Source organism: Nostoc sp. JL33, assembly GCF_017114985.1.
In the GTDB taxonomy this organism is placed as follows: domain Bacteria; phylum Cyanobacteriota; class Cyanobacteriia; order Cyanobacteriales; family Nostocaceae; genus Nostoc.
The window spans coordinates 22,193-36,415 of sequence record NZ_JABXKP010000024.1 but is presented as its reverse complement, the minus strand read 5'-3'; the positions used below and the strand labels follow the sequence as shown (position 1 = coordinate 36,415).

14 protein-coding genes and 2 pseudogenes are annotated in these 14,223 nt (G+C 41.8%); 5 read left to right on the top strand and 11 right to left on the bottom strand.

From position 1 onward, the window contains the following. Positions 1-420 precede the first annotated feature (420 nt). Positions 421-1,200: an ABC transporter ATP-binding protein gene (locus HWQ23_RS05765; protein ID WP_292824827.1), complete on the top strand. Its 780-nt coding sequence runs from the start codon at positions 421-423 to the stop codon at positions 1,198-1,200. Positions 1,201-1,689: 489 nt separating this feature from the next. Here HWQ23_RS05765 and HWQ23_RS05760 read toward each other — a convergent pair whose 3' ends face one another. Then, positions 1,690-2,352 (bottom strand): GIY-YIG nuclease family protein, encoded by a 663-nt coding sequence (locus HWQ23_RS05760; RefSeq protein WP_292824824.1) that lies wholly within the window; start codon positions 2,350-2,352, stop codon positions 1,690-1,692. Positions 2,353-2,603: 251 nt separating this feature from the next. On the opposite strand from HWQ23_RS05760, the gene HWQ23_RS05755 reads away from it, so the two are divergent. Beyond that, on the top strand, positions 2,604-3,533 hold the full coding sequence (locus tag HWQ23_RS05755) for a carbohydrate ABC transporter permease (RefSeq protein ID WP_292824821.1): 930 nt from the start codon (positions 2,604-2,606) through the stop codon (positions 3,531-3,533). Positions 3,534-3,566: 33 nt separating this feature from the next. Here the strand turns inward: HWQ23_RS05755 and HWQ23_RS05750 are convergent. The 9 genes and pseudogenes from HWQ23_RS05750 to HWQ23_RS05720 form a co-directional block, all read right to left on the bottom strand. Continuing rightward, positions 3,567-3,698: pseudogene (locus HWQ23_RS05750) on the bottom strand (type II toxin-antitoxin system HicB family antitoxin); the annotation flags it as partial. A 150-nt stretch (positions 3,699-3,848) separates the two neighbouring features. Beyond that, entirely contained in the window at positions 3,849-4,079 is a 231-nt protein-coding gene (locus HWQ23_RS05745; protein WP_292824818.1) for a hypothetical protein, read from the bottom strand. A gap of 21 nt (positions 4,080-4,100) precedes the next feature. Continuing rightward, complete coding sequence (locus tag HWQ23_RS05740; RefSeq protein WP_292824815.1) at positions 4,101-4,346, bottom strand: DUF6887 family protein; 246 nt, start codon at positions 4,344-4,346, stop codon at positions 4,101-4,103. Then, positions 4,318-4,473, bottom strand: a complete 156-nt coding sequence (locus HWQ23_RS33595; protein WP_375466639.1) for a DUF6888 family protein — start codon at positions 4,471-4,473, stop codon at positions 4,318-4,320. The genes HWQ23_RS05740 and HWQ23_RS33595 overlap by 29 nt, the downstream gene beginning before the upstream one ends. A 130-nt stretch (positions 4,474-4,603) precedes the next feature. Then, positions 4,604-8,008 carry a HEAT repeat domain-containing protein gene (locus HWQ23_RS05735; protein WP_292824812.1) on the bottom strand — a complete coding sequence of 1,135 codons (3,405 nt, stop codon included), beginning with the start codon at positions 8,006-8,008 and terminating at the stop codon, positions 4,604-4,606. Between the two features lie 234 nt (positions 8,009-8,242). Continuing rightward, positions 8,243-8,479, bottom strand: a pseudogene (locus HWQ23_RS05730) (hypothetical protein); the annotation flags it as partial. Then, complete coding sequence (locus tag HWQ23_RS05725; RefSeq protein WP_292824809.1) at positions 8,457-8,690, bottom strand: DUF6887 family protein; 234 nt, start codon at positions 8,688-8,690, stop codon at positions 8,457-8,459. The pseudogene HWQ23_RS05730 and the gene HWQ23_RS05725, both read right to left, overlap by 23 nt. 44 nt (positions 8,691-8,734) lie before the next feature. After that, positions 8,735-8,839 carry a DUF6888 family protein gene (locus HWQ23_RS33590; protein ID WP_375466638.1) on the bottom strand — a complete coding sequence of 35 codons (105 nt, stop codon included), beginning with the start codon at positions 8,837-8,839 and terminating at the stop codon, positions 8,735-8,737. A 91-nt stretch (positions 8,840-8,930) separates the two neighbouring features. Beyond that, entirely contained in the window at positions 8,931-9,890 is a 960-nt protein-coding gene (locus HWQ23_RS05720) for an NAD(P)-dependent alcohol dehydrogenase (protein WP_292824806.1), read from the bottom strand. Positions 9,891-10,055: 165 nt separating this feature from the next. Between HWQ23_RS05720 and HWQ23_RS05715 the strand changes: the two genes are divergently transcribed. Both HWQ23_RS05715 and HWQ23_RS05710 read left to right on the top strand, forming a co-directional pair. Beyond that, positions 10,056-10,478 (top strand): XisH family protein, encoded by a 423-nt coding sequence (locus tag HWQ23_RS05715; RefSeq protein ID WP_292824803.1) that lies wholly within the window; start codon positions 10,056-10,058, stop codon positions 10,476-10,478. Continuing rightward, the gene (locus HWQ23_RS05710) at positions 10,460-10,801 is read left to right on the top strand and encodes a XisI protein (RefSeq protein ID WP_292824800.1); all 342 of its coding nucleotides are present in this window, start codon (positions 10,460-10,462) and stop codon (positions 10,799-10,801) included. Before HWQ23_RS05715 ends, HWQ23_RS05710 begins: the two co-directional genes overlap by 19 nt. A 64-nt stretch (positions 10,802-10,865) precedes the next feature. Here HWQ23_RS05710 and HWQ23_RS05705 read toward each other — a convergent pair whose 3' ends face one another. After that, positions 10,866-11,441 carry a Uma2 family endonuclease gene (locus tag HWQ23_RS05705; protein WP_292824798.1) on the bottom strand — a complete coding sequence of 192 codons (576 nt, stop codon included), beginning with the start codon at positions 11,439-11,441 and terminating at the stop codon, positions 10,866-10,868. A 1,259-nt stretch (positions 11,442-12,700) separates the two neighbouring features. Here HWQ23_RS05705 and nifB point away from each other — a divergent pair. Beyond that, on the top strand, positions 12,701-14,152 hold the full coding sequence (gene nifB / locus HWQ23_RS05700; protein WP_292824795.1) for a nitrogenase cofactor biosynthesis protein NifB: 1,452 nt from the start codon (positions 12,701-12,703) through the stop codon (positions 14,150-14,152). Positions 14,153-14,223 lie beyond the last annotated feature (71 nt).

Sequence of the window (14,223 nt, the reverse complement as noted above, 5' to 3'; positions counted from 1 at the left end):
TCTCAAAATGCTTGATTGCTTTCTGATTTCGGTAGATTTAGCAAGCAAAAAGGCATATTGCTTTCTCAAAATGCTTGATTGCTTTCTGATTTCGGTAGATTTAGCAAGCAAAAAGGCATATTGCTTTCTCAAAATGCTTAATTGCTTTCTGATTTCGGTAGATTTAGCAAGCAAAAAGGCATATTGCTTTTTCAAAATGCTTAATTGCTTTCTGATTTCGGTAGATTTAGCACTCATTTTAGTATTTTGGGCAAGCAAACAGCACTTTGCTTTCTCATTTGAGTAATTTATACAGTAGCGATCGCCAGAAAGGGTAAATGGATAAAGTCGAGCTAAATCAATCTGGGTATAAGGATGCTAAATAATCCACTCAAATCCAGTAAAATTAAATTTCTCTTTTTTGATTTATGAGTTTCTGAAATGCCACTCGAACTGCAAAATCTCACAGGCGGTTACAACTTAATACCAATTGTTCAAGACATTAACCTGGCTCTGGAAACAGGAGAATGGTTAAGTTTAGTTGGTGCTAATGGTTCAGGTAAATCTACTTTACTCAAATTGCTGAGTCGTATTCTCTCTCCACAGCAAGGAACAGTGCTACTTGATGGCAAAGCAATTCACTCTCAACCCCCAAATATAGTTGCTCAGAAACTGGCATTATTACCGCAACAACAAACGGTTCCTGTGGGCTTAACAGTGCGACAATTAGTAAGTTTAGGACGCACGCCACATCAACCTTGGTGGCAATGGGAATTAAACGCCAAAGATTGGGCGAAAGTGGAAGCTGCAATTAAAAAGACGCAACTAGAAAAATTTAGCGATCGCTTAGTCGAAGAACTCTCAGGCGGTGAAAGACAACGGGCTTTTTTAGCTTTAGCACTAGCGCAAGAACCAAAAGTTTTACTATTAGATGAACCGACAACTTTTTTAGATATCAACTATCAATTGCAGCTATTGGAACTACTTAAACAACTGAATCAGCAGCAGGAATTAACTATTGTCACAGTTTTACACGAACTGAATTTAGCAGCGCGGTATAGTTCCCGCATTGCATTATTAAAACAGGGTCATATTTGGGAAGTTGGTACACCGGAACAAGTTCTGACACCAAATGCGATCGCCCAAGTCTTCGGCGTAGAATCAGTAATTATTCAAACACCTGTCGGATTACAAGTTTGTGCCATTTCTGCTGTGTCATGAACACCAGAGGCGTTCTACTTAGTTAGGACTAACCCTTTCAAGGTGGGTAAAATTTTTGGATAATAATTCCTCTTTTCTCTGTGTTGTCTGCGCCTAATAAGGTTAAATAAATGACTTTTAAACCGCAGAGGCACGGAGAACGCAGAGAGAAGAAAAGAGATTTTACGAGTCACCTTGAAAGGGCTAGTCCTATTCGTGTCTCGTACAGAAGGCGGTTAGTTAAAAAATTGGCTTTGATACAGAATTTTAGCTTTAACACCAAGCGTATTGTTAATGTAGGCGGGTTGAACGATAGGAGCAAATATTGCTTATTTTCAAAAGAATAAACAAAAATGATTATAAGCAAAAAACTACCCTAAGCCAGATCCCTAAACCTGCATAGCGTCTATGCAAAGCAGCAAAAACATTGATCTAAACACTTGGATAGCTTATCCTGTAAATGGCTGGGCTATCCAAGTGAGGAAATAACCAGAGGACTGAACACTCATCCTAAGACTTAGTTTCTTGTGTCTGTGCGTCGATAATTACACTCCAGTCATCATTTGTCACAGCAGCTTCAAGTTGACGTTGACGTTCGGCTTCACTCGCATCTGTTGTTTCTGACTCTTTAGAAAGGCTTGTGTCAGCCATTGCTTTCCGTAGTTTTAACTTTTTCTCCTCATAGGCTTGACGTTCCGCCTCTGACATTACCGCCTTAGTAGCTTCGCCGACTGTGCTAGCCCACATTTCGCCATCAGTTGCATTACCAGGTGGTGTGCTTTCTAGTTCTGCTATCCACGCATCTCGCAAATCTTCCATTTCTTGACGCTTGGGGAATTTGAATGCTTGCACGCGGACAAAAGCACACTTTTGCTCACCATTTTGACGAAGATGGCCGTTTAAGGAAAGCAACACATTCCGAGAATAGCCAATGTACTGCGTGCGGCGTTCTGCGTCCAATACTGCGTAAACACCTGCAATTTTTGCGTTCTGAGCAGCCGCACTCCAAGCATCAAGGTCAATGATTTCAGTACCATTGTTTGCCAGTTCAGGGGTTATACTCACCTCAATGGCAGTGTGTTCGTCGTCTGAACTGTACAAAAAATCATGTAGTCCACGGTGGTTTATGGGAACATTTTGATGTTCAATTAGCGGGTTGTGCTGAGTTTCCATTGCAGTTTCTCTCCGAGTTATTAATTAGCGCTACGCAAATATATGCCTTTAGAATATTGAAGCTTAAATCTACTCACATCTCCAAATTCTTGCTGACAAAGCGAAAACAACTATTAAACCTTATATAGGACTCGTATTTGATTTTTGAAAAAAATCAGTACACCCCAAAAAGGCTTCTTCCCCACTCCCTACTCCCTAATCCCTACTCCCTGTCTACGCAAATAATTTCAAAAATCAAAGCAGACTGCTATATGAATCAATTGATGCCTAAAAATTGGATATTCATCAAACAGCGATCGACCCCCTATTTATTTTTACTACCCGCCTTAGTTCTTTTGGCGTTAACAGTCTTTTGGCCTGCACTGCAAGCGTTTTACCTCAGCTTTACCAGCTATGAAGATATTGCCCAGCCGCCACAATGGATAGGTTTCGCCAACTTCCTCAAGCTTTGGAAGGATGTAGTTTTTTGGAAAACCTTGGAAAACACTTTTCTATATCTTGTGGGTGTAGTACCAATTTTAGTAATTGCTCCCTTAGTGCTGGCAATTTTGGTAAATCAGAAACTCCGGGGGATGAATTGGTTTAGAGCAGCGTACTACACCCCAGTGGTAATTTCAATGGTGGTTGCGGGAATAGCTTGGAAATGGCTGTATGCAGAAAACGGATTACTTAATCAGTTGCTGAAAGCTTTAGGTATTTTTCCAGAAGGTATTCCTTGGCTAACTAGCCCAGCCAAAATTTTTGGTATTGTACCAATTTCTCTTGCCAGCGTTATGGCTGTCACCGTGTGGAAGGGGCTAGGCTACTACATGGTGATTTATTTAGCCGGGTTGCAATCAATTCCTGCTGATGTGTACGAAGCCGCTGCGATCGATGGCTCTGATGGTATCAGCAAACATTGGGATATTACCATACCTTTGATGAAGCCGTATTTAGCACTAGTGGCGGTGATTTCGGCTATTTCTGCGACCAAAGTGTTTGAAGAAGTATACATTATGACCCAAGGTGGCCCACTCAGTAGCTCGAAAACGATTGTTTATTATCTATATGAGCAAGCCTTCAACAATTTGGAAATTAGCTATGCTTGCACGATTGGGCTAGTGCTATTTTTGATAATTTTGGGGTTATCAATTTTGCGATTAGTTATTAATCAGCAGGGGGACGATAATATCACAATCTGATATTGACCGAATTTACAGCAATTTTCAGGTAATTGCAAGATTCAAAGCGTCTTCGTAAGTCTCTCCGTGAGTGCAAGGCTGCATTATATGCCTAAACTCCGGTAGCAAAACCACATAACATTGGTCTCCTTGTGACCATTGAATCACGATTGTATATTTATTTATAAGCTTTTCGTCGATGAGCAATACCAAATATACCTGGCGATTAGAAATCGCGGCTACACAAACCAAGTCCGCCTGCGCGGACTCAAAGAATTTGAAACCCACGGAGGTGGGTTTTGTCTGTATAGCCGCGAATTCCATTCGCCAGGGCTTCTATACATCAGACCGAATTGTTCTCCAGCTTTTTACCCGACCTTCAGCGATATCTTTTTTACCTCTTTCAAAGGATTCAATAAATCCAGGGATATCAAGCAACTCTTGGGTAGCGTCTTCACTCTCCTTATCTGCCAGATACGCTAAAAAGTCAGCAACCAGTTGTAGGCGTTCTGAAGATAATCCATCTAAATATTGGTTGATTTGCTGACGAACTTCTGTGTTGTTCATATTTTTGCAACTCTTTTATTCTTAACTTTGAGAATCTTGCTTGCTTTGATTTGCTTGCTCAATGCGTTGCCTAATTGCTTCTTCTGCAATGCGAATATTTTCTTCTATTGGTGTACCATCTTCAGCTACCATTGGCCCATACCAAGTTGCTTCTGAATCAGGAGTGCGGCGGCTATATAAAACACGCAAAGGCTCTACATCTTCCCGATGTGCAAGTGCGTAAGCTATTAGTTCTTTGTTAGTCATTGCTTGAAAATTCGGTTGCATTTAAAAACCTCCAGTTTCCATTAGCAGGTACAATGATTTGGAGTTCCTCATTGACAAAAATAAATACAACTCCGGTTTGGTCATCAAAGCGAAATAGTTCAATACTCCGATAGGTGTTAGACAACATCTGGCAGACACGCACACAGGCTAAGGCTTGTCTCGTTGGTTGGGTTGATCGTCTGTTCCTCAATTGTGACATGGATAATAGTAAGTCTTTCTTTTGCGGTTTCTACTGTGAATAGTAAATCAGCTTACATTTACCCTTCCAACTGCTTTAACTTCTTCTGAGCAAATTCCCGCACTTGCTCATCTGCGTCATTCTCTGTGCGATCGCGCAGCAGTGGTAAAGTCTGGGGATGCTGAGGAAATTGCTCAATGATTGCCTCAAGTGCTATTTGCCGAGGGTTGTATTTAAACGGGGGATCATGGCTATCCTTAAAAGGGTCATTAACAGCACACTGGTGATAGATATCAAATAAATCAGCGTGATATTTAAAGTTTTCAGCTAATTTTTGGACTGCTGCACCTCGCACATCCTTGTCATCATCCTTGGTAGCGCGTTCTTTGAGGATGGATTTGGTTTCGGGGTCATCTTTGAAGTGATTCGCTAATTCTTCGACTGCTGCACGTCGCACATCCCATTTATTATCCTGGGTAGCGCGTTCTTTGAGCCAGGTTTTGGTGTCGGGGTCATCTTTGAAATTCTTGGCTAATTCTCGGACTGCATCACATCGCACATCCCCGCTATCATCCTGGGTAGCGCATTCTTTGAGGAAGGTTTTGGTGTCAGGGTCATCTTTGAAGTGCTTGGCTAATTTTCGGACTGCTATACGTCGCACATCCTCATAATGATCTTGGATAGCATGGTCTTTGAGGATATTTTTGGTGTCGGGGTCATCCGAGAAATTCTCGGCTAATTCTGCAATTGCTGTAAATCGCACTTCCCCATTATGATCCTGGGTAGTGTGATCTTTGAGGATATTTTTGGTGTCGGGGTCATTTTTAAAGTGCTTGACTAATTCCTTGAGTGCAGCACTTTGCACAAACTCATCATCCTGAATAGCGCGTTCTTTGAGCCAGGTTTTTATGTCGGGGTCATCTTTGAAATTCTCGGCTAATTCTCGGAGTGCAGCACTTCGCACATACTCATCATTATCCTGAGTAGCACATTCTTTGAGGAAGGATTTGGTATCGGGGTCATCTTTGAAATTCTCGGCTAATTCTCCGACTGCTACACATCTCACTAACCAATTATGATCCTGAGTAGCACAGTCTTTGAGGATGGTTTTTGTGTCGGGATCATCTTTGAAATTCTTGGCTAATTCTCGGAGTGCTGCACTTCGCACATCATTATTTTGTTGGGTAGCGCTGTCTTTGAGCCAGCTTTTTATGTCAGAAGATTCTATCCAAGTCGTTACAATTGCTACAACCGCTTGAGTGCGAATTTTCTGAACTACTTTAGTTTCTTCCTCATCATAATAGTATCCGATGTCATATTTAGTTAAGTCTTGTAGTTCGTCAAGTAATTTAGTAGCTGTTGACGCGATCGCCGAGCGATTTCTCACCTCTACAAGACACTTAGCCGCTAAAAAGAGATTGACAAACTTTTCCTCTTCGCCATCTTGTGCCATTAAATAATCAAGAATCTCGCCCACAAATTTTGGCTCAATCATTCCGGCAATTAGCAGTAAGACTTCATGCCAACTTTCATCCTGCCAGTGTTTGCCAAAAACTTCATTCTTAAGTTGCTCAATAGTCAGCGTTTGCGTTTCTTTAAACTGCCAGACAAACTCCCAAGCACAGAAGTATTCTAAAAATGTCCGATGCACAAAGGCATAATAATCCGCACCCAGGAAACATAACATAAAGTTGCGAGTCCGCAGTTGATCTCTCATCACCCGCGCCGCTTCTCTGGGTTTATCAAATTCTATGGTTTTGAGATAATCAGTCAGAACCTTGACTAAATCATTTTCATTAATTAAATTACCTGCCAACCCTTTCTCACCAGTTTGCATAAGATAAGCAACCTGACGCAGCATCGCTTGCTTATCTTTATAATCAATCGTCTTGGGATCTAACCTCTTATCTTCTGTCAAAGCGCGTTCCACATCCCATTGATGAAGCAACACCCGCGATGCTTGATTATAAAGCTCGGCTCTATCTCTTGGTAGCTCTTGATTACGATTAAGAATTGCCATCATCGTCAACAGCAGAGGGTTTCCCGCCAATTCTGCAATAGATTTGGAAGCTTCAATTCCTTTTTGTAGCCGTTCCCGTTTTCTCACCTTATCTACTGCATCGGTAAAAGTTAACTCATGCCAACGGTAGATAAAATCCTGAATTTGTTCTGAGTCTAAATCTTGTAAGATAAAGTGGCGAAACTCAGCATTAAGCAATCGTTGCGGTCTATAGCCAATAATCCGAGATGTGACAATTACCTGCACATCAGGATAGTCATTAGTAAAGCGATGAATATCAGTAATTACATCCTCTCGCTTACCAGGGTCAAATACCTCATCCAAACCATCAAACATCACTAAGGCATTACCAGCTTTTAATTTTTTATCTAGTTCAAGCTGATTGAGATGATGAACAGCACCACTACATTGATGAAAGAATTCTAGAAAATTATTGCACTCTTTATCTTCCCGTCGCCGCATATAAGTGCGTAACTCAATTAGCAACGGAATTGGTAATGATATAACATTATCCAGTGGTGACTCAGCCCAATTCAAAGCCAGAAATTGCAACAATGTAGACTTACCTGAACCAGGATCGCCCAAAATCACAATATATTTATAATCTTGCTTTTTATTGACAACATCTAAAACTGAACGGATCGGCTGTTCAAAATAAACCCGTTTGTGGCGTTCTAATTCTTCTAATTCAATTTCTGCTTCTATTTGGTCACTTTCTCGCAGCCGTCTAAGATGTTCTTTAGGCAGTTCGTGAACTTGTGGTAATACTTGATGAGCTTCCCGGACATTTTGAGCAGTAAAAATCCGCCATAATTTAAGTTCGTTATAAGCATAGCCGCTAGTATCTAAGCTATCTAACTTCAGATTGCCATAACGCTCTCGGATTCCTTCTTGATATTTAACTAAATTAAAATCTACAATAACGCCAGCAATTTCTTTGGTATTTATTTCAATATCAGATAACTTTTGTAATTCTAGGATATGGTATAAATCTTTTGAATCTAAAAGCAGTTCTTGGACTTGTGTAAAATACTGTTCTGTAAGTGATTGCCAGTTAAACTTAGCTGGCAGAGGTTTTAATTGCAGCCTGTTCCAACTATCTTCTAGGGTTTTAGCGTCTAGAGATTCACAATTAATATCAAAAGCCTGACCAAGAATTTCTGTAACCAACTTATCGCTGATAAATTTCTGGATGTCTTTGGTGTACTCTTTAATCTCAGCTTCAGCAAGTTTGCAACGAACCTTTAACTGCTGCTGCATGAGTTGCAAAAATTCCTTTAACGCTTTACCAGCAGCAATTTCTATGTCTTCCTTCTTAAGTTTCTGGACAATCTTGCCAGGGATGCCTTTTAATAAATCTTTAGCCCAATCTTTAGCAGCATCCTTGGCTAAGTCTTCCAGAATGGGTTTAAAAATAAACCCGGCGGTCTGAGTTACACCCCAAAGAGCTAACAAGTCCAGCATAATACTCGCTTCTGTTGAGAGTTTGATTACGAGTATATACACTAGCTGGAGTAATGTCTTCGACTTTCAAGGAATCTGGAAAACCTCTCTCCTAAAAGGAGAGAGATTTTGATTTTCCCCCTTAGAGCGTCGGGAAGGGGGTTAGGGGGTTAGGTTTCGCGTTGGTTTTTCAGATTAATTGCTAACTGCGATCGCTCCTTAATCAAGATTATCTGGATCTATGCCCAGCGATGTCTAACGACAAGCCGCTACGCGTCTACGCAATTTTTCCGCTAACCGTTGAATTCTCTCTTGGGGTGTAGCATAGCGTTTTCCTGACTGATCATACCAATAAAGCCATTCTCTAGTAACGCCGGAATAATTGCCGCGATCGCATCCAATTCCTAAGCCAACTTCCGGCAACCAAACAGGATTTCCTAGTTGCAATTCATACTTGCCATTAATTAATTTATCTCTGATTATTCTTCTCTTGCTGAACTCTTTGAGCGATCGCTTCTGCAATTATCCGATTATTCTCTTCTATAGGTTTACCATCTTCAGTAAACATCGATGGATATATAATTGCTTCTGAGTCAGGAGTACGGCGATTAAATAGGATTTCTAGCGCTTCTATATCTTCCCGATTAGCAAGCACATACGCCCTCAACTCTTTTGTGGACATTTGGGCAAAATTAGGTTTCATTGACAAATCTCCAAGTTCCATCACGAAATACAAGGATTTGCAGTTCATCTACCTGCCAAAATAAACACATTGCCAATTGTGTCACTAAAACGGAATAGCTGAATTTCCCGGTAGAAATTAGACAAGTACTGGCAAATAATCACACACATAAGTGCTTGCCGGGTTGTAGGATATATATTATTTTCCTCAATTGTGACACAAATAATATTAAGCCTTACAGGGTGAAAAATCTCAGTTACCCTAAATGGCGATGTCTACGACGGGTTGCACCAACGCAATTTTCCCCACAGCACGCCCAGTTTCGCTATAACTATGAGCCGCCGCGAGTTCTTGTAAGGGATATGTGCGATCAATCACCACACGAATTTTACCCGCTTCAATCAATTCTTTGAGATAAACCAAGTCTTGAGTGTTGGGTTTTTCCAGGATAAATTTCGCTTTTTGACCGGGAAGGAACGCTGTTAAGACGCCCTCTAAGAAAACTTCGGGGCTGGGTAGTGTGGTGATATAAATTCCGTTGGGTTTGAGAACTCTTTTGGTTTGTGAGAGCGATCGCTTACCCACTGCATCAAAGATAATGTCATACTGCGCTGTATCTTGGGTGAAATCTTGTTGCGTATAATCAATCACGCGGTCTGCTAAAAGAGATTTCACCAAATCCAAGTTTTTGGTACTGCTAACTCCCGTCACCACTGCCCCTAAAGCCTTAGCAATTTGCACTGCAAAAATCCCCACACCACCCGCAGCGCCATTAATCAAAACAGTTTGTCCTGCTTGAATATTCCCCTCGTCTCGCAAAGCTTGCAAAGCCGTAAGCGCTGCTAAAGGTACAGCCGCAGCTTCTTCATAAGATAGGTTTGTTGGTTTAAAAGCCACCAAGTTTTCTCTTACGGCTGCAAATTCGGCGTAACCTCCTCCAGGGAAGCTAGTACTGCCATAGATAGCATCTCCTGCTTTAAAACGTGTGACACCAGAGCCAACGGCTACGACATCTCCCGCCACATCAAACCCCAGAATCTTCGGAAATTTGCTGCCGCTAATCAAGCTCAACATTCCCTGGCGGATTTTCCAATCAACGGGATTAACGCTACTTGCACGAACTTTCACAAGTAACTGCATTGGCTCAATTTTCGGCTGTTCCACCTCTTCATACTGCAACACCTCAGCCGCGCCATACCGATAGATAACCACTGCTTTCATCGCATTCCTCCTGCTACCCTGTTTTCGTGAATGAACTCAGACAGCCTATTTTTTATGATAAATCCAGTGTAGCGATGTCTACGCCTACGCATGGCATTTAACGAAGACGCTAGGCGCAGTCAGAGATTTCCTAAAATAGAAATATCAGTCTAAGATTACACCTGTATGCCAGCTAGAGACATCTATCACAATAATGTCAAAAATGCTTTGATTAAAGACAAATGGATAATTACTCATGACCCACTGACTCTGAAGTTTGGTAAAAAAGATTTGTATGTTGATTTAGGTGCTAGACAACTATTGGCGGCGCAAAAAGCAGAATCCAAAATTGCAGTTGAGATTAAAAGTTTTAGCGGCAGATCAGATGTTGATGATTTAGAAAAAGCGTTGGGTCAGTATATTTTGTATCAGGATATATTAATTGAGTTAGAGCCAGAGCGAATGTTATATCTTGCAGTGCCTAACAGAGTTTTTGATGATTTGTTTGAAGAACCTATCGGCAAACTTTTACTAAGAAATCATCGTTTAAAGCTGATTACCTTTGATCCAAAACAGGAGGTTATTAAACAATGGATTACACCAAGTTAGACCACTATCGCCAGGTGATTGAAACTATCCTCAGTGAATATGCTTCACTGAGTTATTCCTATGCGGATATTCACCCAGAAGTGGTGTTTGATCGAATCCGCGATCGCTATTTATGGATGGATATAGGTTGGGATGGCGATCGCCGCATTCATGGCTGTCTGGTTCATATTGACCTAATTGATGGCAAAATCTGGATTCAACGGGATGGCACTGAAGAAGGTATTGCCGCCGATTTAGAACGGGCTGGAATTCCTAAAGAACACATTGTCCTTGGCTTTCGCCCACCGGAGTTAAGACCCTACACAGGTTATGCAGTTACTTAAGGAGCGTAGGCGCAGCCCGTCGTAGACATCGCTCTTTAAAAAATAACAGGGAAAATTCTCTTGATTATTCAGTGGTAAATACAACACTTTCATACAGCAGTTCAATTGGACACTCAAATTCAATACTCGATAGAGTGATCATATCTCCAGCCGTGTAGGGATAGTAAAGCCATATCCTACCCTCACCCCGACAGTAACGCTCGACGGAGATTTTTTCCGAGTCAATCAAGATATACTCTTGCAAACTGGGGATTGTCAGATAATAAGTAAATTTTTCACCCCGATCTTTAGCGCTTGTACCTGGGGAAAGAATTTCGACAATTAGCTTGGGATGTTGAATAAATTTGCGGGCATTGAGGTCTTCAGGGTGACAACTGACAATAACATCAGGATAATAGTAGCGACTCTGGGGAGTGAGTTGCATTTTTACGTCTAACACATTTACTCGACAACCTCTGAAACGCAGATGGGGACGTAAGGCAGTGTACAAGTTAAGTGCAATATCGTTATGGGGAATTGTACCGCCTGTCATGGCAAATACTTCGCCATTGGCATATTCGTAGCGAACGTCTTGCTGAGGTTCCCATTCGAGATATTCCTCAACGGTCATTTCTAGCGGCTGTTGGGGGATGGCTATCATAACTAAGATTTTTTCTTTTCTTGGTTTGATTGTAGCTAAATAGTATACGCAACAAAGAGCGGTATCTGGAAAACCTCTCTCGTTTTAAGAGAGAGGCTTTGAATTTTCCCCCTTAGAGCGTCGGGAAGGGGGCTAGTACACTACAGTGGGCGCGGAAATAAACATACCATTTCAAATGGCGCAAGAGCTTGGAATACAATTATGCGTGAATGCGTGAATGCGTGACTTTTGCCTTGCGGTACTAGGGGGTTAGATTTTTTGCTAACGTTTGTAGTGAGCAATTCAGAAAATTCATTGCGATCGCACAATCATGTTAGATTATAGTTTGTTGTTTCTCTCAAACACAAAATCCGAGACTTTCCTACCCATCTCCTGATTGTGGAAATGAAAAACAAGAACTGAAAAGTTAAACTTTTTGAAAAATATGTGCAGCAAGACATCTATTTTTATAAGCCTGTATAGGTTGCCAGATAAGACTTAGAACCACAATTGAATATCATTGCCAAAGCAAAAATTAAAAAAATATAAATTGCATTTTTACCCCCAAAAAAATGATATGTTAGATACAGAATTGAATTTCGCCTTTTTTCTGGAGTAGAACGATATAGATAACTCCAGTTTTTCACCCTCAAACCCTTGGCATTTCTTGCTTTTGACGGAAGTTGAGGGCAATCTGAGTACACATTGAAATAACCCAAACCCAGTTTTAAGTTAGTTAAAGTCCTTGCTGGGATTGGGTTGTCCCTGAGTACAAAGAAATCCTGAACCCCTATCTATAAACACTAGAACCCCAACCAAAAAATACTAGAACCCCTACCCGAAAAATAAATTTTTAATTCTTGTAATGCTTGAAGAATTAGGGTTTTTATTACTTGAGTACAAGCGTAATAAATCCAATAAATTCTATCCTAGAGAGACGCACTGTCTGGCTGGGAGGCGGCTGCTATAACTCTTATATCGCCAATCACTTAACGCTCCAAAACAAAACGAAGCGAAAAGTGAGTGGAGGGATGACATAGCACCATGCCAAAAGTGAATAGAAGTCGCGGCTGTAAGCACAAATTCTACCCAAGAACCGAACGTTGACACACCAGCCGGACATCTAAAGATTCATCGCCTGCCTTACTTGATAACAAGTCAGCCAAACCCAAGGGTTTGCAGGCAGTGTGGAAGACGCGACTTCAATTCCTGGGCATAAAGAGTAGCAACAGCATCCTCCCACAGTGGCAGCCAAGTCCACCGACCTTTTGCGAAACTCAATGACATCACCGTCTACACGACTCCTCAACACCCCTGCTACGGAATCGACAACCCAAGCAAAATCAGGTGGTTGCGGCTGCGACAGCCCCAGCAGCGCCACCGTGGAAAGGGATCAAAAGCTCGAAGAACGCATTGCTAAACATCCCTGCTACAGCGAAGACGCCCATCACCACTACGCCCGGTTGCACGTTGCAGTTGCACCAGCTTGCAACATTCAATGCAACTATTGCAACCGTAAATATGACTGCGCTAACGAAAGCCGTCCTGGAGTAGTTAGCGAGTTGCTAACCCCAGAAGAAGCTGCACACAAAGCTTTGGTCATTGGCGGCAAGATTCCCCAAATGACAGTTGTGGGAATTGCCGGCCCTGGCGACCCATTGGCAAACCCAGACAAGACTTTCCGCACATTTGAGTTGATTGCAGCGCAAGCACCAGACATCAAGCTGTGTTTATCAACCAATGGTTTAATGCTGCCCGACTACATCGATCGCATTAAACAATTAAATATAGATCACGTTACGATCACCATTAACATGGTAGATCCAGAGATCGGTGCTCAGATTTATCCTTGGGTTCACTACAACCGCAAGCGTTACAGAGGCATTGAAGGCGCAAGAATTCTCCACGAAAGACAGATGGAAGGATTGCAAGCCCTGAAAGATGCTGACATCTTGTGCAAAGTCAACTCTGTGATGATTCCCGGAATTAATGACCATCACTTAGTCGAAGTGAATCGAGTCATTCGTGAGAAAGGTGCATTCTTGCACAACATCATGCCATTGATTTCTGCACCAGAACATGGCACACACTTTGGTTTAATCGGTCAACGCGGTCCCACACCTAAAGAACTCAAAGAAGTTCAAGACAATTGCTCCGGTAACATGAAAATGATGCGTCACTGTCGCCAGTGCCGTGCCGATGCTGTCGGATTATTGGGAGAAGACCGCAGCCAAGAATTTTCCAAAGAGAAATTCTTGGAAATGACTCCAGAATATGATCTAGAGAAACGTCAAGAAGTTCACCAAGGTATTGAGAAGTTTAAAGAAGAACTTAAAGTTGCCAAAGACAAGGCGCTAGCCGGCAAGAAATTTGCCAACAGTCCCAAAATCCTAGTTGCAGTAGCAACCAAAGGCGGCGGATTGGTTAACCAGCACTTCGGTCATGCCAAAGAATTCCAAATTTACGAAGTGGATGGAAACGATGCTCGCTTTGTCAGCCATCGCAAAATTGACCAATACTGCCAAGGTGGATACGGCGAGGAAGCTTCTTTTGAGCATATTATGAAAGCGATCGCAGATTGCAAAGCAGTTTTAGTCTCCAAGATTGGTAACAGTCCTCAAGAAAAATTGCAAAAAGCTGGAATACAGAGTGTTGAAGCTTACGACGTGATTGAGAAGGTTGCTTTGGAGTTTTACGAGCAATACGTTAAGGAATTAGAAATTAAGGAATAGGGAATAGGGAGTAGGGAGTAGGGAATTTCAATATTTACCACTCCCCAGTACAGACGCGATTAATCGCGTCT